Here is a 20,431-nt window from a genome sequence, read left to right as displayed (position 1 = left end):
ATTCGCTGCGCGCTGCCGTGATAGTTGGCTTGTGCCTGCCCGGCGATGTCCTGCTGTATCTGCTGTTGCCGGTGCAGCCGCCGGATGGCGCCACCTGTATCCAGGCGCTGTGTGGCGAGCGGGTGGAGGCGTTATCGAGGCTTGCAACCGTACCTCTATGTGCTCGGTGCCAGCCTGCTGTTCACCGGTCTGCTGGGGCAATACCTGCGCTGGGCGGCGCGGACGTTGTTGAACCTGCTGCCAGGAGGCATGCTGCATGGCTAGTTATGGACTGTTCCTCATTCTCGCGACGCTTACCGTACTCAGCCCTGGCCCCGGAGTGGTGCTGACACTTTCCAACGCCCTGCGCCATGGATGGAGCGGCGCGCTGCCCGGGATCCTCGGTATCGCCCTGGGCGCCTTCATCGTCGCCGGACTCTCGGCCAGCAGTGTCGGGTTGATCCTGGCGACCTCGGCGACGGCGTTCACCGTGCTCAAATATGTTGGTGCCCTGTACCTACTGTACCTGGGGGTCAAGATGTGGCGCACGCAGCGCTTCATCCCCGAGCTCACGGTGACCGCCACGCAACCCTGGCGCCGTTTTGTCGAGGCGCTGTCGATCCAGTTGCTCAACCCCAAGGCAGGGTTTTTCTTCCTGGCGGTTTTCCCGCAGTTCATCCGTGCGCAGGACAGCTACTACAGCCAGTTCTTCATACTGGTGTCGTCCTACGCCCTGCTGGTGGTGCTGGTGCACACCGGCTATGCGCTGGTGGCCAACGGCGCCAGGGGCTGGTTGTCGACCAACCGCGGCGCTCGGATTGTCGGCAAGCTTTCGGGCGTCACTTTCTTCTGTTTTGGCATGCTGATGGCGTCGGCCAGCAAATGAACCGTTTTGAATGTAACCAGGAGGCTGCATGGCCAGGAAGGCACTGGAATTCCTGCTGTCGGATGACGACCGCGCACATCTGAGGAAGACTGCCCGCTCCGGGCGAATGCCCTATCGTAGCGTTACCCGGGCCTCGATTCTGCTGTTGCTGGACAGTGGACTGACACCGAAGGAGGTCAGCTTGCGGCTGAACGTTACCGCACCAGTGGTGTTCAAGTGGCGTAGTCGGTACCTGGCCAATGGTATCGACGGGCTCGAGGACCTGCCGCGTGGTGGGGTGGGTAGGGGATTGTCGCTGGTGGGGTGAGGGCGACTGCGCTTTGGTGAGTCAAATTGCTGATCTCAACGCGTTGCCTACCCTATTCATAGCCCATCAGTTCCGAGGCCTATTCGCGGGCGTTTTGGCAAGGAATGCCGGCTTCGATGCGGTTTGGGAAACGCCCTACAAGAAAGGGGTTAAATCCGTTTTTTCGACCCGCAGCGCCTAAATACCAGGCACAAAAAAAGACGCCCGAGGGCGTCTTCTTCTTTGGATTTGGTGGAGCCGGGGGGATTTGAACCCCCGTCCGCCAGTACTCCGCTGTCGGTACTACATGCTTAGCCGTGTCTACTGATTTAATCCGCAGCCGCCCGACGGGCAGGGTGCTTTGGATGAGTTGTGTAAGTTTTAGTCACTTCGCCCACAACGTGCTACGCGACGATCCTGTTCTGTATGACAATCATTTCGGGTTTACAGGCATCCCCTAGTGATTGCTGGAGCCGAAGCTACCAGAAGCAAAGGTCACTTACGCTGCGAGAGCGTAGGATTCCTCGCCGTAGGTTTCGTCATTGGCAACTATAGAAGTTGCAACAGTGGATTTACGAGTTCTGTTACCAACTCGGCATGCACCTAGAGTTTCGCTACCGGCGTCGAATCCTAATCGGCCCCGCACTAGCTCTTGGCTAACGCACCTTACGGCGCGTAGGACGGAGTATACGCCATTGCGCGGGCGACGTCGACAGCCGGTCCAGTCGCCCGCTTTGGGGCTTATGCGCCGCCGTTGCCGCTACTGCTGCCTTTCTCGGTTTTTTCCAGGCGCTCCAACACTTTGCTGGTAATGGCGATGCATTCCTTGGTGTCGCCCGAGGCCTGGGCGGCCTTGGCTTTGTCGACGTGCTCGGTGATGGCTTTGTCCAGGCCCTCGGAGGTGGCGCCGGCGGTGGCCATGCTGTCGTCGATTTTCTGCAGGTTGGTGGTGCAGAGGTCTTCGGCGGCGAACACCGGCGAAGCCAGCAGGGTGGCGGCCGCGAACAGGGCCGAAAGTGCGGTACCTTTCATGGGTGTCTCCTCTGGGGCCTCTGGAAGGTGGGCCTGTAAGGTGGACTGTGGGGGATTGACGGGGGTTCAATCGGGATGTGTGAGGGGGGGCAGGTGCTCGGCGTGGGATGTTCGGGGGCTGGGAGATCGAGCGCCGCCCGCGCGGCGCATCGCGAGCAAGCTCGCTCCTACATCTGTTTCGGGCCAGTTACGCCTGTGACAGGCGCGCGCGACCGCCTTGGTAGCGCAACGCGATATCACGCCATGCGCCAAGGCGCTCGCGCGCAAACCCCACAGGAATAATTGGCCCGAAACAGATGTAGGAGCGAGCTTGCTCGCGATGCGCCGCGCGGGCGGCGCTCGATCTCCCAGGCGCCGCCCCCATCACGGCGAACCGCCCCGGCCTAAATACTGCGCGGCCGGGTGACGCGGTCTACCAGGTAAACCAAACCGTGATAGTCGATACCACTGTGGCTCGACAGGCCAATCTCGCAGGTGCGGCTGGTGGAAATACCTTCGCTGCAATACTGCACGGCGTCCTTCAGGCTGCGCAGCGAGTGGGCGTTCAGCTCGGGGGTGGTAAAGCCTTTGTCACCGGCAAACCCGCAGCAATGAATACCTTCCGGGATCACCACCTGTTTGCTGCAGCGCCGCGCCAGGTCGATCAAGGCCTGGCTTTCGCCCAGGTGCTGGGTGCTGCAGGTCACGTGCACGGCTACCGGTTCGTCCTGGGGGGTGAACTCCAGTCGGTCGAGCAGGTGGGTGCGGATGAAGCGCACCGGGTCGTACAGGTCCAGCCGGGTTTCGCCCAGGTCCTGCACCAGGCGCAGGGTGCAGGGGCTGGTGTCGCAATAGATCGGATCGAGGCCACCGCGGCTGGCGTGCAGCAGGGCGGTGATCAGCTCCTGGCGTTTGTGTTCGGCCTGCTCGGGGTAGCCTTTGGAGGCGAACGGCTGGCCGCAGCACAGGCTGTCGGCGTTGTCGGGGAACACCACCTGGTAACCGGCCTTTTCCAGTAGGGCGCGGGTTTTGTCCAGCAGCGAGCTTTGTTCGCGGTCGGCATAGGCCGGGCCCATTACCCGGGAGACGCAGGCGGCCAGGTACACCACGCGGGGGCGGGCGTCGTTGCTGGTGGCGCCAAAAGCCGGCGGGCGCAGCGGTTGCGGCATGGCCGGGGTCCATTGGGGCAGGCGGCCTTTACTGGCTTTGCTCAGCGAGGCGCTCAGGCGGCCCAGGCGCGGGGCGCCTAGCAGCTTGCGTGCAGTATTGGCGGCGGTCAGGGTCAGGCGTGCACCGCTTAGGGCGGTGTGGAAATGCTCGGCCAGCCAGTCGGCGGTTTTAGCGTGGTCGGCGGCCTGGCTGCGCAGTTTCTTCACCAGCTCGCCGGTGTTGATGCCGACCGGGCAGCGCTGGGCGCACAGGCCGGTAGCGGCGCAGGTGTCGATGCCCTGGTACTGGTAGCTTTGCATCAGTGCGCGGGTATCGATGCCGGCGCGCTGCTTGGCCTGGATGTCACGCCACATGACGATACGCTGGCGCGGGCTGAGGGTCAGGCCCTTGGACGGGCACACCGGTTCGCAGAAGCCGCACTCGATGCACTTGTCGACGATTTCGTCGGCGGCAGGCAGCGGCTTGAGGTTTTTCAGGTGGATATCCGGGTCGTCGCTCAACACCACGTCGGGGTTGAGGATGCCGTTGGGGTCGAGCAGGCGCTTGAGCTTCCACATCAGCTGGTAGGCGTCGTGGCCCCACTCCAGCTCCACGAAAGGCGCCATGTTGCGCCCGGTGCCGTGCTCGGCCTTGAGCGAGCCGCCGAACTCCACCGCCACCAGTTGCGCCACGTCGTCCATGAACGCCTGGTAACGGGCGACTTCTTCGGCGCTGTTGAAACCTTGGGTAAAGACGAAGTGCAGGTTGCCTTCCAGCGCGTGGCCGAAAATGATCGCTTCGTCATAGTGATGCTTGTCGAACAGCTGGATCAGGCGGTTGACGCCTTCGGCCAGTTGCTCGACGGGGAAGGTCACGTCTTCGATGATGACCGTGGTGCCGGTCTGGCGCACGGCACCGACGGCGGGGAAGGTGTCCTTGCGGATTTTCCACAGCTGGTTGTACACGGCCGGGTCTTCGCTGAAGTCCACTTGCTGTTCCAGTGGGAAGTCGGCGATCGAGGCCATGACCTGCTGCAGTTGCTCGTGCAGCAGGCTCTGGCTGGCGGCGCGGGATTCGATCAGCAGGGCGCAGGCATTGTCCGACAGGCCTTTTACCCACAGCGGCATGCCGGGCATGTTCTGCACCGAGCGCAGGCTGCGGCGGTCGAGCAGTTCCACGGCCGAGACCGGCTGCTGCTTCAGCACGGGTACCGCGCGGCAGCAGCTTTCGACGCTGGGGAACACCAGCAAGGCGCTGGCCTTGTGCGGGTGGTCGGGCACGGTGTCGTACGTGACGGCGCTGATGAAGCCCAGGGTGCCTTCGGAGCCGACCAGCAGGTGCTGCAGGATGTCCAGCGGCTGGTCGTAGTCCACCAGTGCGTTCAGTGACAGGCCCGTGGTGTTCTTCAGCCGGTATTTGTGCCGGATGCGTTCGGCCAGCGCGGTGTTGGCGCGGGTTTCGCGGCCCAGGCGGGCCAGTGCTTCCAGCAGTTCGGCGTGGCTGCTTTCGAAGGCGGCCACGCTGGCCGGGTCTTCGCTGTCCAGGCGGGTGCCGTCGGCCAGCACCAGGCGTAGGCCTGCCAGGGTGTGGTAGGTGTTCTGCGCGGTGCCGCAGCACATGCCACTGGCGTTGTTGGCGACGATGCCGCCGATCTTGCAGGCGTTGATCGAGGCGGGGTCGGGGCCGATCTTGCGCCCGAAGGGGGCCAGCCAGGCGTTGGCCTGGGCGCCGATCACGCCGGGTTGCAGGCGAATCTGCTCGCCCTGGCGACGGATTTCGCGGCCGTTCCAGTTATCGCCGAGCACGATCAGCACCGAGTCGCTGATGGCCTGGCCAGACAGGCTGGTACCGGCAGCGCGGAAGGTGACCGGCACCCGCTCGCGCTGGGCCAGTTTGATCAGGCCGACCACTTCGTCCTCGGACTCGACGCGCACCACCAGCTTGGGGATCAGGCGGTAGAAGCTGGCGTCGGTGCCGAAGGCCAGGGTGGAGGTGGGGTCGTCGAAGCGGCGTTCGGCGGGGATCAGGCGCTCGGCATCACGCAGGAACGCGGCGGGCAGGCTCATGCAGTCTCCTCGCGGGGCTGTGGCGTCTGTGCGCTACATGCCCCGGGTCATTCAGGCGGTGGTTCTTGCAGGCGTTCAGGCGCCCAGTTCGCGTACCAGCGAGTCGCGGGTGATCTCGCTGATCGACTTGGCACCGGTCAGCACCATGGCCACGCGCATTTCCTTTTCGAACAGCTCAAGCAGGTTTTTCACGCCGGCCTGGCCATGCACGGCAAGGGCGTAGAGGAAGGCGCGGCCGATCAGTACGGTGTCGGCACCCAGGGCGATCATGCGCACCACGTCCAGGCCACTGCGAATGCCCGAGTCGGCCAGAATCTTCAGGTCGCCTTTGACCGCGTCGGCAATCGCCGGCAGGGCGCGGGCGCTGGACAGCACGCCGTCGAGCTGGCGGCCGCCGTGGTTGGACACCACGATACCGTCGGCACCGAACTTGACCGCATCGCGGGCGTCATCGGCATCGAGAATGCCCTTGATGATCATCGGGCCGTCCCAGAACTCACGGATCCACTCCAGGTCTTTCCAGGAAATGGACGGGTCGAAGTTGTTGCCCAGCCAGCCGATGTAGTCGGCAAGGCCGGTGGGGTTGCCACGGTATTTGGAGATGTTGCCCAGGTCATGCGGGCGGCCCATCACGCCCACGTCCCATGCCCACTCGGGGTGGGTCATGGCTTGCAGCACGCGGCGCAGCGGGCCGTTCTTGCCGCTCATGCCAGAGTGGGCGTCGCGGTAGCGGGCACCGGGTACGGGCATGTCCACAGTGAACACCAGGGTCTTGACGCCGGCGGCCTTGGCCCGCTCCAGGGCATTACGCATGAAGCCGCGGTCCTTGAGTACATACAGCTGGAACCACATTGGCCGGTCGATGGCGGGCGCCACTTCTTCGATCGGGCACACCGACACGGTCGACATGGTGAACGGGATGCCGTGGGCGGCTGCCGCGCGCGCTGCCTGCACTTCGCCGCGGCGGGCGTACATGCCGGTGAGGCCGACCGGGGCCAGGGCCACCGGCATGCTCAGGGTTTCGTCGAACAGCCTGGTTTCCAGGCTGAGCTCGGACATGTTGTTCAACACGCGCTGGCGCAGGGCGATGCCGGCCAGGTCCGACACGTTGTGGCGCAGGGTGTGCTCGGCGTAGGCGCCGCCGTCAGCGTAGTGGAACAGGAAGGGGGGCAGCTTGCGTTGGGCCGCGGCGCGATAGTCGGTAGAGGCAGAAATGATCATGGATTCTCGCAGCGTTGCTTGTGGGAGTGCCGGGCGCGCGACGGCGCCCGGCCCCTTTCACTTTAGTGATGAACCAGCATGCCGGTCAGCCAGTAAGCCTGGATCAGGGTGATCAGGCCGACGATGGTGGCGAAGAACAGGCTGTGCTTGACGGTGAAGCGGAACAGGTCGGATTCCTTGCCGACCAGGCCGGTAGCGGCGCAGGCCACGGCGATCGATTGCGGCGAGATCATCTTGCCGGTTACGCCGCCGCTGGTGTTGGCCGCTACCAGCAGGGTGTCGTTGACCCCGATCTGGTGCGCGGTGGTGGCCTGCAGCGAGCTGAACAGGGCGTTGGACGAGGTGTCCGAGCCGGTCAGGAACACGCCCAGCCAGCCGAGGAACGGCGAGAAGAACGGGAACGCGGCGCCGGTACCGGCCAGCACCAGGGCCATGGTCGAGGACATGCCCGAGTAGTTGGTGACGAAGGCGAAGGCCAACACCATGCCGATCGACAGAATCGGCCAACGCAGTTCCCAGAAGGTTTCTTTGAAAGTGGTAAGACCAGTTTTGAAGTTGATCTTCAGCACCGCCATCGAGATCAGCGCCGAGAGGAAGATCGCGGTGCCGGTGGCGGAGATCGGGTCGAGCTTGAACACCGCTGGCATAGCGGTTGGCGCGGCAACGATCGGTGCGGTCTTGATCACCAGCTGGTCGAGGTGCGGGATGGCGAAGTTGAACACGAAGTTGTACATCGCGCCGCCCGGAGCGAAAGCCGCCTTGAACGGCTTCAGGGTCCAGATGGTGACCAGCACGGTGAGGATCAGGAACGGCGACCAGGCCTTGAAGATCTCGCCAAAGCTGTACGGGCTAGGCTGGCTGCCGCTTGGCTGCACAACGGCTGCGCCGACACTGCCTTTGGCCTCGCTGAACGCACGCTTGGGCTGCCAGACTTTCAGGAACAGGGTAAGGCAGATCAGGCTGGCCAGTGCCGAGGTGATGTCTGGCAGTTCCGGGCCGATGAAGTTCGAGGTGAAGTACTGGGTGACGGCAAAGCTCAGGCCGGCGACCAGGGCGGCAGGCCAGGTTTCCTTCACGCCACGCAGGCCATCCATCATGAACACCAGCCAGAACGGCACGAACAGCGACAGCAGCGGCAGTTGGCGGCCGGTCATGGCGCCGATGTGGAAGGCGTCGATACCGGTGACCTGGCCGGCCACGATGATCGGGATGCCCAGGGCGCCGAAGGCCACTGGCGCGGTGTTGGCGATCAGGCACAGGCCGGCAGCGTACAGCGGGTTGAAGCCCAGGCCCACCAGCAGTGCGGCAGTGATGGCCACCGGTGCGCCAAAGCCCGCCGCACCTTCGAGGAAGGCGCCGAAGCAGAAGCCGATCAACAGCACTTGCAGGCGCTGGTCGTCGGTAATCGACAGCACCGAGCTGCGGATCACTTCGAACTGGCCGCTCTTGACCGTGAGTTTGTACAGGAACACCGCGGCAACGATGATCCAGGCAATTGGCCAGAGGCCGTAGAGGAAGCCGTAACCCGCGGCGGCGAGGGCCATGTCGACAGGCATCTGGAAGGCGAAGATCGCCACCAGGATCGACAGCGCGAGGGTGATGCTGCCCGCTACGTGGCCCTTGAGGCGGAACACGGCGAGGGCCAGGAAGAAGAACACGATAGGGATGACCGCCGCCAGTGCGGACAGGCCGAGACTACCAAGCGGGGTATAGAGTTGTTGCCAGGTTTGCATATGGGGTGGCCCCTAATTGTTGTTGGTCAGGCACTGGCATTGGATAATTGGTAAGACCAATTTACAATGGCTGGACGCTAGGTTAAAAGCGCTGTCGTGGGTGTGTCAATTTGTCCTGTGCAAAACTTTGGTCGCGTACCGATGAGCGGGCATCTGATGTGGCGGGAAAATCGCGGCTTGATGGGTGTTTGCGTGGCCTGGATCGGCGAGAATAGACACCCCCTGACATTTGCCCGGGGGTTTGTGGAGAGCATGTGATGGTTTTTGATCAGGTACGCCAACGGCGCCTGTCCGACGACATTGTCGATCGGCTGGAAGGGATGATTCTGGAAGGCACGCTGACCTCGGGGCAGCGGCTGCCGGCCGAGCGCGTCCTGGCCGAGCAGTTTGGTGTGTCCCGCCCGTCACTGCGTGAGGCGATCCAGAAGCTGGTGGCCAAGGGGCTGCTGGTCAGCCGTCAGGGCGGGGGCAATTTTGTGGCGGAGTCGTTGGGGTCCACCTTCAGCGACCCGTTGCTGCAGTTGCTCGAACACAGTGCCGAAGCGCAGCGTGACCTGCTCGAGTTCCGCCATACCCTGGAAGCGTCCTGCGCCTACTACGCTGCCCAGCGTGCCACCGAGCCAGACCGGGCGCGCTTGAAGGCGGCCTTCGATACGCTGCAGGACTGCTATGCCAGGTTCGACGAGGTAACCCGTGCGGAGGAGGGCGCGGCTGATGCGCGCTTCCACCTGGCGATCGCCGAGGCCAGCCATAACGCGGTGTTGCTGCACACCATCCGGGGGTTGTTCGACCTGCTCAAGCGCAACGTGGTGACCAACATCGGCGGCATGTACCAACAGCGCACCGAAACCCGGGACATGCTGATCAGTCAGCACCGGGAGCTGTACCTGGCGATTGTCGAGGGCAGGGCGGAGGATGCGCGGGAGGTGTCCAGCCGGCACATTTTGTATGTGCAGGAGGTGCTGGAAGAGGCGCACGAGGAAGCTCAGCGGGTGGCGCGGGCGGAGCGGCGCAGCGGGCGCTGAGACTTTTATGGGCAGTACCTGCCTCTTCGCGGGCAAGCCCGCTCCCACAGGATAAGCGCCGGGCTTGAGACTGGTGCCCTTCCTGTGGGGCGGGCGTGCCCGCGAAGAGGCCGCTCCCACAGGATAGGCGCCGGGCTTGAGACTGGTGCCCTTCCTGTGGGGGCGGGCGTGCCCGCGAAGAGGCAGCTCCCACAGGATAGGCGCCGGGTTTGAATCTGGTGCCCTTCCTGTGGGGACGGGCGTGCCCGCGAAGAGGCAGCTCCCACAGGATAGGCGCCGGGCTTGAGACTGGTGCCCTTCCTGTGGGTGCGGGCGTGCCCGCGAAGAGGCAGCTTCCACAGGATAGGCGCCGGGTTTGAATCTGGTGCCCTTCCTGTGGGAGCGGGCGTGCCCGCGAAGAGGCAGCTCCCACAGGATAGGCGCCGGGCTTGAATCTAGTGCCCTTCCTGTGGGAACGGGCGTGCCCGCGAAGAGGCAGCTCCCACAGGATAGGCGCCGGGCTTGAATCTGGTGCCCTTCCTGTGGGTGCGGGCGTGCCCGCGAAGAGGCTGCTTCCACAGGATAGGCACCGGGCTTGAATCTGGTGCTCTTCCTGTGGGAGCGGGTTTACCCGCGAAGAGGCCGGAACAGGCTAAAGACCAGTTAGTCTTCCTTGCCCTTGTTCCGCACAGCCCGCTGCAGCTCGCGGTTGGAATCGCGCTCGCGCATGGTGTCGCGCTTGTCGAATTCCTTCTTGCCCTTGCCCAGTGCGATTTCGCACTTGATCAGGTGCTTGCTCCAGTACAGCGCCAAAGCCACGCAGGTGTAGCCTTTTTGCGCCACAGCCGCTTCCACGCGCTCTAGCTCGCGCTTGTTCAGCAGCAGCTTGCGGGTGCGTGTAGGGTCGGCGATGACGTGGGTGCTGGCCGTGGTCAGCGGGGTGATGTGGCTGCCGAACAGCCAGGCTTCACCGTCCTTGAGCAGCACGTAGCTGTCAGTCAGGTGCGCCTTGCCGGCTCGCAGGCTTTTTACTTCCCAGCCGGACAGGACCAGCCCGGCCTCGAACTTGTGTTCGATGAAGTAATCGTGTCGCGCTTTCTTGTTTTGCGCGATGGTCCCGGTCGGATGTTTTTTTTGCTTAGCCATAGGGGCGGCATTATAGGCAAGTCCGCGCGTCGTCCGCTATGGGATTTCGGTGTGCTTGAGCCACTGGAATGAATACCGGACAATACAAACCCTGTCATACGCACAGAACCTGTTTTCGGCACGCTGCGAAGCGTCGCCACCCAGCCTTGGAAGTGACGCCTGGATGACTACCCATATTCAACGCTCCGCCCTGCTGCCGTACCCCGCCCAGGCGCTTTACGATCTGGTCAACGATGTGGCCAGCTACCCTGAGTTTTTGCCGTGGTGCTCGGCCTCGACGGTGATCGAAACCAGCGATACACACATGCGTGCCAAGCTCGAAGTGGCCAAGGGTGGCATGAGCCAGCACTTCGTTACGCGCAACGTGCTGGTGCCGGGGCAGTCCATCGAGATGAACCTCGAAGAAGGGCCATTCACCCAGCTGCATGGTGTTTGGGTGTTCAAGCCACTGGGTGAAAAGGCCTGCAAGATCAGCCTGGACCTGTCCTTCGATTACGCCGGGCCGATTGTGCGCGCCACGTTGGGCCCGCTATTCAATCAGGCGGCGAATACGCTAGTCGATGCGTTCTGCCAGCGTGCCAAGCAATTGAATGCCTGACGGATAAGGCGCAAACAAAAAGCCCGGACCAGGTCCGGGCTTTTTTGCATCTGCTGTTCCCGGTTAGCGGGTTTCCAGCGGTGCGGGGGTCGGGACCGGGGTGGTCTCGATGGTGTCGATCTCGCGCTGGATGGCCTCTTCAGTCGAACCTGGCTTGGCCGGTTTTTCTTCAGGCTGCGCTGCCGGCTGTTCGGTCTGGCCTGGCTCGGTGGCCGGGCTGACGGTGGTGTCGCTGCTGCCACCGAGGATTTCCTGATCGCGGCTGACGCCTGGCATGAAGTCGCCAGACAGGCTGACCAGTTGATCGCTTTCGTTGAAAAATACACTCATGCGTTCTTGCTGGCGCTTACCGCCACCAGGCTGCAGGCTGTACAGGTAATCCCAGCGATTGGTGTTGAAAGTGTCCTGAATCAGCGGGTTGCCCATGATAAACCTTACTTGCCGGCGGGTCATTCCCGGGCGTAATTGGTCTATCATGTCTTGCGTGACGACATTGCCCTGCTGGATGTCGATTTTGTAAACCCCGGGAAACGAGCAACCGGCGAGTGCGAGCAGTCCCACTAGGGTGAGGCTGGTTAGCAAGAGCTTGGTGTTTTGCATCGGTGGGCGACTTCCACTATCTTGGCTGGACAACGTAAACCCCGATCATACCCGTATTAAGAGAAGCTGCGAAGCAGCATCGGCGAGAAAGCTGACCATGGTTGAAAATAGCGAATTGCGCAAAGCCGGTCTCAAGGTGACCCTGCCTCGAGTCAAGATCCTTCAGATGCTCGACTCTACCGAGCAGCGTCACATGAGTGCAGAGGATGTCTACAAGGCGCTGATGGAGGCTGGCGAGGACGTAGGCCTGGCCACCGTCTATCGCGTGCTGACCCAGTTCGAGGCGGCGGGTCTGGTGGTTCGCCACAACTTCGACGGCGGTCATGCAGTGTTCGAGCTGGCCGATGGCGGTCACCACGACCACATGGTGAACGTGGATACCAGTGAAGTCATCGAATTCATGGATGCCGAAATCGAGAAGCGCCAGCGCGAAATCGTGGCCGAGCATGGCTTCGAGCTGGTGGACCACAATCTGGTCCTGTACGTGCGTAAGAAGAAGTAACGATTTTTCGTTATGGATAGCAAAGGCGACCTTCGGGTCGCCTTTGTGCTTTCTGGGATTGAACGATGTGTTGTCTGTGCCGGCCTCTTCGCGGGCACGCCCGCTCCCACAGGTACACTTCGGGTTTCAGATCCTGTGATCACCCTGTGGGAGCGGGCGTGCCCGCGAATCGTCCTGGAAAAGAAGGGGTCAGGCCTTGCCGCTCACCACCATCTTGCGCGCGTGGGCCAGGGACTCCTTGGTCAGGTCGATGCCGCCGAGCATCCGCGCCACTTCTTCCACGCGCTCACGCTTGCCAAGGCTAGCCACGGCGGTGTGGGTGGTGTCGCTGTTGCGCACCTTGTGCACGAATAAATGGTGATGCCCCTGCGCTGCCACCTGCGGCAGGTGGGTCACGGTCAGTACCTGCCCGCGCTCGCCCAGGCGCCGCAGCAATTGGCCGACGATTTCTGCCGTGGGCCCGCCAATACCCACGTCGACTTCGTCGAACACCAAGGTAGGAATGCGCGAGGTCTGCGCGGTAATGACCTGGATCGCCAGGCTGATACGCGACAGTTCGCCACCCGACGCCACCTTCGCCAGGCCCTTGAGCGGCTGGCCCGGGTTGGCACTGACCAGCAGTTCGATCTGCTCCAGGCCATGGGGTGACAGGTCTGTGCCTTCGTTGGGTGTCAGCTCTATGCAGAAGCGCCCGCCAGGCATGCCCAGGCGCTGGATTTCCTGCTCCACCGCACCCGCCAGCTGCTGCGCCGCTTGCTGGCGCAGGCCGCTGAGCTCACGGGCTTTCTCTTTATAGTGCTGGGCAAACGCGCCAAGCTCTTCGCCCAGCCGCTCGATCGACTCGTCGCTGGCGTTAAGGCCTTCCAGCTCTTCCATCAATTGCTGTTGCAGGTGGGGCAGTTCGGTGGGGTGCACCCGGTGTTTGCGCGCCAGGGTATAGATTGTGTCCAGGCGCTCTTCCAGGGCTTGCAGGCGCATCGGGTCAGCGTCGAAGTTGTCGAGGAAGCGGTTGAGCTCGCCCACGGCTTCTTCAACCTGAATCTGCGCGCTGGCGATCAGATTGGCTGCTTCGTTCAGTGCCTTGGGCGAGTTGGTGGCGGCACCCAGGCGGTTGAGGCTGGAGGTGAGGGCGCTGAGCACATTGCCCGAATCGCTCTCGCTGCATTGGTCGATAACCTGGCGGCAGATGCCGAACAGGGCTTCGGCGCTGGTCAGGTTCTTGTGTTCCTGTTCCAGCTGCTCCAGTTCGTGCTCGCCCAGTCCTAGGTTGTCCAGTTCTTCCAGTTGGTAACTGAGCAGTTGGTGGCGGGCGCGCTGCTCGTCGCCCGAGTTGGACAGGCGCTCCAGCTCCAGGCGGGTCTGGTTCCAGCGCTTGGCTGCAAGCTGGACCTGGCGGGCCAGGTCGACGGCGCCGGCATATTCGTCAAGCAGGCGGCGGTGGGTGTCGGTCTTGAGCAGTGACTGGTGCTCGTGCTGGCTGTGGATATCGATCAGCAGCTCGCCCAGCGCCTTGAGGTCGCCGAGCGGGCAGGGCGTGCCGTTGATGTAGCCGCGGCTGCGGCCTTCGGCGGTGATCACCCGGCGCAAGATGCACAGGCCTTCGTTGTCCAGGTCGCGCTCGGCCAGCCAGGTATGCGCTTCGGGAATGTCCACCAGGTCGAAGGTGGCCAGGATGTCTGCCTTGTCGGTGCCGGGGCGCACCACGCCGCTGTCGGCACGGTCGCCCAGGGCAAGGCCGAGGGCGTCGAGCATGATCGATTTGCCGGCACCGGTCTCGCCGGTGATGACGGACATGCCGCGGGCGATTTCGAGGTCGAGGTGCTCGACGATGGCGTAGTTGTGAATGGACAGGTGCACCAGCATGGGGGCGGCTCCCGGAAGTCAGGTCTGGTTATTTATACAGTACTTTTTTCAGGCCTGCCAATGCCCCTTCGCAGATTCTGTTGCAGCCTTGAAAACCACCTTGCCCCTTGAACCTGGTTTTTCCGGCCCCATATAGCCGACATCCAAGGCGAGCCTGGCTCGCAGTCCACAAAATTGCGCAGGAGAGACCCCATGGCTGATGAGCAGCTGAACGAGAAAGACCTTAACGTGGAAGAGACCGGTGCAGGCAATGCAGCTGATACCCGTGTTCTGGAGCTCGAGGAACAGCTGGCCGCAGCCAAGGACCAGGCGCTGCGCGCCGTTGCCGACCTGCAGAACGTACGCCGTCGTGCCGAGCAGGACGTGGAAAAAGCCCACAAGTTCGCCCTGGAGAAGTTCTCCAGCGACTTGCTGCCGGTGATCGACAGCCTGGAGCTGGCCCTGGCTCACTCCAGTGCCGACGATGAGCACGTCAAGCAGATCCGCGAAGGTGTCGAGCTGACCCTGAAGATGTTCCAGGACACGCTCAAGCGCTACAACCTTGAAGCGGTCGACCCGCACGGCCAGCCGTTCAACCCTGAGCACCACCAGGCCATGGCCATGCAGGAAAACGCCGAGGTCGAGCCAAACAGCGTGCTGAACGTGTTCCAGAAGGGTTACCTGCTGAACGGCCGCCTGCTGCGCCCCGCCATGGTGGTGGTCAGCAAGGCGCCGAGCGCGGCGCAACCCTCGATCAATGAAAAGGCTTGAAATCCTTCCGGGCATCCCCATCTAGGTGTCAAGCCTTCAAGTATTACCGCAGTTGGCCAAAGTAGTCGCTGCTACCAAATTCAAGTTTCGGGAGAGTTAACATGGGCAAAATCATCGGTATCGACCTGGGGACCACCAACTCGTGCGTCTCCATTCTGGAAAACGGTAACGTCAAAGTCATCGAAAACGCCGAAGGTGCGCGTACTACCCCTTCGATCGTGGCCTACGCCAACGATGGCGAAATCCTGGTTGGTCAGTCGGCCAAGCGCCAGGCCGTCACCAACCCGCACAACACTCTTTTCGCAGTGAAGCGCCTGATTGGCCGCCGCTTCGAAGAAGATGTCGTGCAGAAAGACATCAAGCTGGTGCCGTACAAGATCGTCAAGGCAAACAACGGTGACGCCTGGGTCGAGGCTGCTGGCAAGGAAATGGCTCCGCCGCAGATCAGCGCCGAAGTCCTGAAGAAAATGAAGAAAACCGCCGAAGACTACCTCGGCGAGCCAGTCACCGAAGCGGTCATCACCGTTCCGGCCTACTTCAACGACAGCCAGCGTCAGGCGACCAAAGACGCCGGCCGCATCGCTGGCCTGGACGTAAAACGCATCATCAACGAGCCGACTGCCGCTGCGCTGGCTTACGGTATGGACAAGGCCAAGGGCGACCACACCGTCATCGTTTATGACCTGGGTGGTGGTACCTTCGACGTTTCGGTCATCGAAATCGCCGAAGTCGACGGTGAGCACCAGTTCGAAGTACTGGCTACCAACGGCGACACCTTCCTGGGTGGCGAAGACTTCGACATGCGCCTGATCGACTACCTTGTCGACGAGTTCAAGAAAGAGTCGGGCATGGACCTGAAGAACGATCCTCTGGCCCTGCAGCGCCTGAAAGAAGCCGCAGAAAAAGCCAAGATCGAGCTGTCGTCCGCTCAGTCGACCGATGTCAACCTGCCGTACATCACTGCAGATGCCACCGGTCCTAAGCACCTGAACGTGAAGATCTCCCGCGCCAAGCTGGAGTCGCTGGTCGAAGACCTGGTCAAGCGTACCATCGAGCCTTGCCGCATCGCCCTGAAAGACGCCGGCATCGACGCCAGCAAGATCGACGACGTGATCCTGGTCGGCGGTCAGACCCGCATGCCGCTGGTGCAGAAAGAAGTGGCCGACTTCTTCGGTAAGGAAGCGCGCAAGGACGTGAACCCGGACGAAGCCGTCGCCATGGGTGCTGCCATCCAGGGTGCGGTACTGGCCGGTGACGTGAAAGACGTACTGCTGCTGGACGTCAGCCCGCTGACCCTGGGTATCGAAACCATGGGTGGCGTGATGACCGCGCTGATCGAGAAGAACACCACCATCCCGACCAAGAAGTCGCAGGTGTTCTCGACTGCCGACGATAACCAGGGCGCCGTGACCATTCACGTGCTGCAGGGTGAGCGTAAGCAGGCTGCGCAGAACAAGTCGCTGGGCAAGTTCGACCTGGCTGACATTCCGCCAGCACCACGTGGCGTGCCGCAAATCGAAGTGACCTTCGACATCGACGCCAACGGCATCCTGCACGTAGGCGCGAAAGACAAGGCTACCGGCAAGACTCAGTCGATCGTGATCAAGGCCAACTCCGGCCTGTCGGACGAAGAGATCGAGCGCATGGTGCGTGACGCCGAGGCCAACGCCGAGGAAGACCGCAAGTTCGAAGAGCTGGCTGCTGCCCGTAACCAGGGTGACGCGCTGGTGCACTCGACCCGCAAGATGGTCGCTGACGCAGGTGACAAGGTTACCGCTGAAGAGAAAACCGCCATCGAGGCCGCCGTTGTTGCCCTGGAAGCCGCTGTCAAAGGCGACGACAAGGCTGCCATCGACGCCAAGGTAGAAGAGCTGTCCAAGGTCTCTGCCCCGGTTGCCCAGAAGATGTACGCCGAGCAGTCGGCTGAACAGCCTCAGGGTGGCGCGCAGCAGGCCGAGCCGGAAGCCAAGCACGATGACGTGGTTGACGCCGAGTTCGAAGAAGTGAAAGACAACAACAAGCAGTAATCCCTGCATGTTGTCGGCCAGTTCACCGTCGTTTGCCGGTGAGCTGGTAGGATGTCGCCGCGCGGGGGCTTGCTCCCGCGTTGGCGTATCTGGAATTCGAGAATTTTTACAGCATCTGTCGGCGGCTCTTATGGGAAGCGGGCGGGTGCTGATGGCGTGGCGCAGATGCCGGACGCCCAACAAGGTGCAAATGACCTATGTCCAAGCGTGATTATTATGAGGTCCTGGGTGTCGAGCGCGGCGCCACTGAATCGGACCTCAAGAAGGCTTACCGCCGTTTGGCGATGAAGTATCACCCGGACCGCAACCCGGGTGATAAAGAATCGGAAGACAAGTTCAAGGAGGCCAACGAGGCCTACGAAGTGCTGTCGGATGCGAGCAAGCGTGCGGCCTTTGACCAGTATGGCCATGCGGGTGTCGACCCAAGCATGGGTGGCGGTGGTGCCGGCTTTGGTGGTGCCAACTTCTCCGACATCTTCGGTGATGTGTTCAGCGACTTCTTCGGTGGCGGTGGCCGCGGTGGTGGTCGAGGCGGTGCCCAGCGCGGCAGCGACCTGCGCTACACCCTGGAGCTGAACCTGGAAGAAGCGGTGCGTGGCACTACGGTCAGCATCCGCGTGCCTACCCTGGTCAACTGCCAGCCTTGCGACGGTTCCGGTGCCAAGAAGGGTTCGACCCCGTCGACCTGCCCGACTTGCGGCGGCATCGGTCAGGTACGCATGCAGCAAGGCTTCTTCTCGGTGCAGCAGACCTGCCCGCGCTGCCATGGCCAAGGCAAGATCATTACCGACCCGTGCAATTCGTGTCACGGTGAGGGGCGTGTCGAGGAATACAAGACGCTGTCGGTCAAGGTGCCGGCAGGTGTTGATACCGGCGACCGCATCCGTCTGTCGGGTGAGGGCGAGGCGGGTACTCATGGTGGCCCGACTGGCGACCTGTACGTGGTGATCAGCGTGCGTGAGCACGAAATCTTCCAGCGTGATGGCAAGCACCTGTACTGTGAAGTACCGATCAGCTACACCGATGCTGCCCTGGGCGGCGAGCTGGAAGTGCCGACCCTGGATGGTCGTGTGAAGCTGAGGATTCCGGAAGGTACCCAGACCGGTAAGCAGTTCCGTCTGCGTGGCAAGGGTGTTGCCCCGGTGCGTGGCGGTGGTGCGGGTGACCTGCTGTGCCGTGTGGCCGTAGAAACCCCGGTCAACCTCAGCCGTCGCCAGCGCGAGTTGCTCGAAGAGCTGCGTGATTCGCTGGAAGGCGACAGTTCCCACTCGCCCAAGGCCAGCGGCTGGTTCGATGGTGTGAAGCGCTTCTTCGGCGATCTCTGACAAGGAACAGGTTATGCGACGTATTGCAGTGATGGGCGCGGCGGGGCGGATGGGCAAAACCCTCATCGAAGCCGTGCAACAAACCCCAGGTGCGGGGCTGACCGCGGCGATCGATCGCCCTGACAGCTCGTTGGTCGGGGCTGATGCCGGAGAGCTGGCGGCACTTGGTCGAATTGGCGTGCTGTTGTCCGACGACCTGGCCAAGGTTGCCGACGAGTTCGATGTGCTGATCGATTTCACTCACCCCTCGGTGACCCTGAAAAACCTGGCGTTCTGCCGCAAGCACGGCAAGGCGATGATCATCGGCACGACCGGTTTTACAGTCGAAGAGAAGCAGTTGTTGGCTGAGGCTGGCAAGGACATTCCAATCGTGTTCGCCGCCAACTTCAGCGTGGGTGTCAACCTTAGCCTCAAGCTCCTGGATATGGCTGCGCGGGTGCTGGGCGATGATGTCGATATCGAAATCATCGAGGCGCACCACCGGCACAAGGTCGATGCCCCGTCGGGCACTGCACTGCGCATGGGGGAAGTGGTTGCCAATGCGCTGGGTCGTGATCTGCAGGAAGTGGCCGTGTATGGCCGTGAAGGGCAGACCGGCGCGCGGGATCGCAAAACCATCGGTTTCGCCACCGTGCGTGCCGGCGATGTGGTGGGCGATCACACCGTACTGTTCGCTGCCGAAGGCGAGCGCCTGGAAATCACCCACAAGGCCTCCAGCCGCATGACCTTCGCCAAGGGTGCCGTGCGTGCGGCGCTGTGGCTGGATGGGCGCGAGCCGGGGCTGTACGACATGCAGGATGTGCTCGAGCTGCGTTAAGCCGTTCTGGTGGTGTTGGCTGCTTCGCGAGCTTGCCCGCTCCCACAGGTGCGGCGTTGCTCTTGGGCTGGTGCGATCCCTGTGGGAGCGGGCGAGCCCGCGAAGAAGCCAACACAGATGTCAGTCTGTCGCATTGATGTGTTTTAGAGGCACATCCGCGGTAGACCGAAAACACACTTTTCTGTAAGCTACAGCTTTAGTGTGTCCACTAAAAGCGCGCAGCGAATTGAATTCAGCACATGAAAGCGGGGTGACGTGTCCATACGTCACTCCGCTTTTTTGCAACCTGCGATCGCCCTTTCATGCTTGATTTACGGGAGGTCTTCTTGACAAAGCCAGCCATACTCGCCCTTGCCGACGGCAGTATTTTCCGCGGTGAAGCCATCGGTGCCGACGGTCAGACCGTTGGTGAGGTGGTATTCAACACCGCTATGACCGGCTACCAGGAAATCCTTACAGACCCTTCCTACGCGCAGCAAATCGTTACCCTGACCTACCCGCACATCGGCAACACCGGCACTACCCCGGAAGACGCCGAGTCGAACCGCGTCTGGTCCGCTGGCCTGGTCATCCGTGACCTGCCGCTGCTGGCCAGCAACTGGCGCAACACCCAGTCGCTGCCTGAGTACCTCAAGGCCAACAACGTCGTCGCCATCGCCGGCATCGACACTCGTCGCCTGACCCGTATCCTGCGTGAAAAGGGCGCCCAGAACGGCTGCATTCTGGCGGGTGACAACATCAGCGAAGAAGCCGCCATCGCTGCTGCTCGCGGCTTCCCGGGCCTGAAGGGCATGGACCTGGCCAAGGTCGTCTCCACCAAGGAGCGTTACGAGTGGCGCTCCAGTGTGTGGGAGCTGAAAACCGACAGTCACCCGACCATCGAGGCTGCCGACCTGCCGTACCACGTGGTTGCCTTCGACTACGGCGTCAAGCTGAACATCCTGCGCATGCTGGTAGCCCGTGGCTGCCGCGTGACCGTGGTGCCAGCCCAGACCCCGGCCAGCGAAGTGCTGGCACTCAACCCGGACGGCGTGTTCTTGTCCAACGGCCCTGGTGACCCCGAGCCGTGCGACTACGCGATCCAGGCGATCAAGGAAATCCTCGAAACCGAGATTCCGGTATTCGGCATCTGCCTCGGCCACCAGCTGCTGGCCCTGGCCTCCGGTGCCAAGACCGTGAAAATGGGCCACGGCCACCACGGTGCCAACCACCCGGTCCAGGACCTGGATACCGGCGTGGTCATGATCACCAGCCAGAACCACGGTTTTGCCGTTGACGAAGCGACCCTGCCGGGTAACGTTCGCGCCATTCACAAGTCGCTGTTCGACGGCACCCTGCAGGGTATCGAGCGTACCGACAAGAGCGCGTTCAGCTTCCAGGGCCACCCGGAAGCGAGCCCAGGCCCGACCGACGTCGCGCCTCTGTTCGATCGTTTCACCGATGCCATGGCCAAGCGCCGCTGAGCATC

General features: G+C 62.4%; 17 protein-coding genes, 1 other RNA gene and 1 pseudogene. 11 read left to right on the top strand and 8 right to left on the bottom strand.

Annotated features, from left to right (window positions below):
* Positions 1–141: 141 nt before the first annotated feature.
* From INQ47_RS10675 to INQ47_RS10665, 3 genes and pseudogenes are all read left to right on the top strand, one after another.
* The gene (locus INQ47_RS10675) at positions 142–264 is read left to right on the top strand and encodes a hypothetical protein (RefSeq protein WP_404701643.1); all 123 of its coding nucleotides are present in this window, start codon (positions 142–144) and stop codon (positions 262–264) included.
* On the top strand, positions 257–865 hold the full coding sequence (locus INQ47_RS10670) for a LysE family translocator (RefSeq protein ID WP_404701642.1): 609 nt from the start codon (positions 257–259) through the stop codon (positions 863–865). The genes INQ47_RS10675 and INQ47_RS10670 overlap by 8 nt, the downstream gene beginning before the upstream one ends.
* A 127-nt stretch (positions 866–992) precedes the next feature.
* Positions 993–1,142, top strand: a pseudogene (locus INQ47_RS10665) (helix-turn-helix domain-containing protein); the annotation flags it as partial.
* Positions 1,143–1,401: 259 nt separating this feature from the next.
* Here INQ47_RS10665 and ssrA read toward each other — a convergent pair.
* The 5 genes from ssrA to INQ47_RS10640 all read right to left on the bottom strand — a co-directional run bounded on the left by ssrA (position 1,402) and on the right by INQ47_RS10640 (position 8,331).
* Positions 1,402–1,793: a transfer-messenger RNA gene (gene ssrA, locus INQ47_RS10660) on the bottom strand.
* 99 nt (positions 1,794–1,892) lie between these two features.
* Positions 1,893–2,183 carry a hypothetical protein gene (locus INQ47_RS10655; protein WP_084852304.1) on the bottom strand — a complete coding sequence of 97 codons (291 nt, stop codon included), beginning with the start codon at positions 2,181–2,183 and terminating at the stop codon, positions 1,893–1,895.
* A gap of 383 nt (positions 2,184–2,566) precedes the next feature.
* On the bottom strand, positions 2,567–5,377 hold the full coding sequence (locus INQ47_RS10650; protein WP_404701641.1) for an FAD-binding and (Fe-S)-binding domain-containing protein: 2,811 nt from the start codon (positions 5,375–5,377) through the stop codon (positions 2,567–2,569).
* A 75-nt stretch (positions 5,378–5,452) separates the two neighbouring features.
* On the bottom strand, positions 5,453–6,598 hold the full coding sequence (gene lldD, locus INQ47_RS10645) for an FMN-dependent L-lactate dehydrogenase LldD (protein WP_404701640.1): 1,146 nt from the start codon (positions 6,596–6,598) through the stop codon (positions 5,453–5,455).
* Positions 6,599–6,660: 62 nt separating this feature from the next.
* Positions 6,661–8,331: a lactate permease LctP family transporter gene (locus INQ47_RS10640; protein ID WP_053870479.1), complete on the bottom strand. Its 1,671-nt coding sequence runs from the start codon at positions 8,329–8,331 to the stop codon at positions 6,661–6,663.
* 257 nt (positions 8,332–8,588) lie between these two features.
* Between INQ47_RS10640 and INQ47_RS10635 the strand changes: the two genes are divergently transcribed.
* Positions 8,589–9,356, top strand: a complete 768-nt coding sequence (locus INQ47_RS10635; RefSeq protein ID WP_021784338.1) for an FCD domain-containing protein — start codon at positions 8,589–8,591, stop codon at positions 9,354–9,356.
* Between the two features lie 642 nt (positions 9,357–9,998).
* On the opposite strand, the gene smpB is transcribed toward INQ47_RS10635, so the two are convergent.
* Entirely contained in the window at positions 9,999–10,481 is a 483-nt protein-coding gene (gene smpB / locus INQ47_RS10630) for an SsrA-binding protein SmpB (protein WP_014592415.1), read from the bottom strand.
* A 163-nt stretch (positions 10,482–10,644) separates the two neighbouring features.
* On the opposite strand from smpB, the gene INQ47_RS10625 reads away from it, so the two are divergent.
* Positions 10,645–11,079 carry a type II toxin-antitoxin system RatA family toxin gene (locus INQ47_RS10625; protein WP_003249916.1) on the top strand — a complete coding sequence of 145 codons (435 nt, stop codon included), beginning with the start codon at positions 10,645–10,647 and terminating at the stop codon, positions 11,077–11,079.
* A 63-nt stretch (positions 11,080–11,142) separates the two neighbouring features.
* Here INQ47_RS10625 and INQ47_RS10620 read toward each other — a convergent pair whose 3' ends face one another.
* Complete coding sequence (locus INQ47_RS10620) at positions 11,143–11,679, bottom strand: outer membrane protein assembly factor BamE (RefSeq protein ID WP_028697610.1); 537 nt, start codon at positions 11,677–11,679, stop codon at positions 11,143–11,145.
* 97 nt (positions 11,680–11,776) lie between these two features.
* Here INQ47_RS10620 and fur point away from each other — a divergent pair, with 97 nt between their 5' ends.
* The gene (fur, locus tag INQ47_RS10615; protein ID WP_003249922.1) at positions 11,777–12,181 is read left to right on the top strand and encodes a ferric iron uptake transcriptional regulator; all 405 of its coding nucleotides are present in this window, start codon (positions 11,777–11,779) and stop codon (positions 12,179–12,181) included.
* A 189-nt stretch (positions 12,182–12,370) separates the two neighbouring features.
* Here fur and recN read toward each other — a convergent pair whose 3' ends face one another.
* Positions 12,371–14,044, bottom strand: a complete 1,674-nt coding sequence (gene recN / locus INQ47_RS10610; protein ID WP_103443759.1) for a DNA repair protein RecN — start codon at positions 14,042–14,044, stop codon at positions 12,371–12,373.
* A 192-nt stretch (positions 14,045–14,236) separates the two neighbouring features.
* Here recN and grpE point away from each other — a divergent pair, with 192 nt between their 5' ends.
* The 5 genes from grpE (at position 14,237) to carA (ending at position 20,426) form a co-directional block, all read left to right on the top strand.
* Entirely contained in the window at positions 14,237–14,794 is a 558-nt protein-coding gene (grpE, locus tag INQ47_RS10605; RefSeq protein ID WP_010955367.1) for a nucleotide exchange factor GrpE, read from the top strand.
* A gap of 101 nt (positions 14,795–14,895) precedes the next feature.
* Positions 14,896–16,821, top strand: coding sequence for a molecular chaperone DnaK (dnaK, locus tag INQ47_RS10600; protein WP_003249929.1), 1,926 nt, complete (start codon positions 14,896–14,898; stop codon positions 16,819–16,821).
* A 197-nt stretch (positions 16,822–17,018) separates the two neighbouring features.
* Positions 17,019–18,146, top strand: a complete 1,128-nt coding sequence (dnaJ, locus tag INQ47_RS10595; protein ID WP_021784335.1) for a molecular chaperone DnaJ — start codon at positions 17,019–17,021, stop codon at positions 18,144–18,146.
* Between the two features lie 13 nt (positions 18,147–18,159).
* Positions 18,160–18,963 carry a 4-hydroxy-tetrahydrodipicolinate reductase gene (gene dapB, locus INQ47_RS10590; RefSeq protein WP_003249933.1) on the top strand — a complete coding sequence of 268 codons (804 nt, stop codon included), beginning with the start codon at positions 18,160–18,162 and terminating at the stop codon, positions 18,961–18,963.
* A 326-nt stretch (positions 18,964–19,289) separates the two neighbouring features.
* Positions 19,290–20,426, top strand: coding sequence for a glutamine-hydrolyzing carbamoyl-phosphate synthase small subunit (carA, locus tag INQ47_RS10585; RefSeq protein ID WP_016391781.1), 1,137 nt, complete (start codon positions 19,290–19,292; stop codon positions 20,424–20,426).
* Positions 20,427–20,431 lie beyond the last annotated feature (5 nt).

It is taken from the genome of Pseudomonas sp. 3HC3 (genome assembly GCF_044904505.1).
GTDB classification, from domain to species: Bacteria; Pseudomonadota; Gammaproteobacteria; order Pseudomonadales; family Pseudomonadaceae; genus Aquipseudomonas; species Aquipseudomonas putida_Y.
The sequence above is the reverse complement of the archived record's forward strand: the minus strand, read 5'-3'. Positions and strand labels throughout refer to the sequence as shown.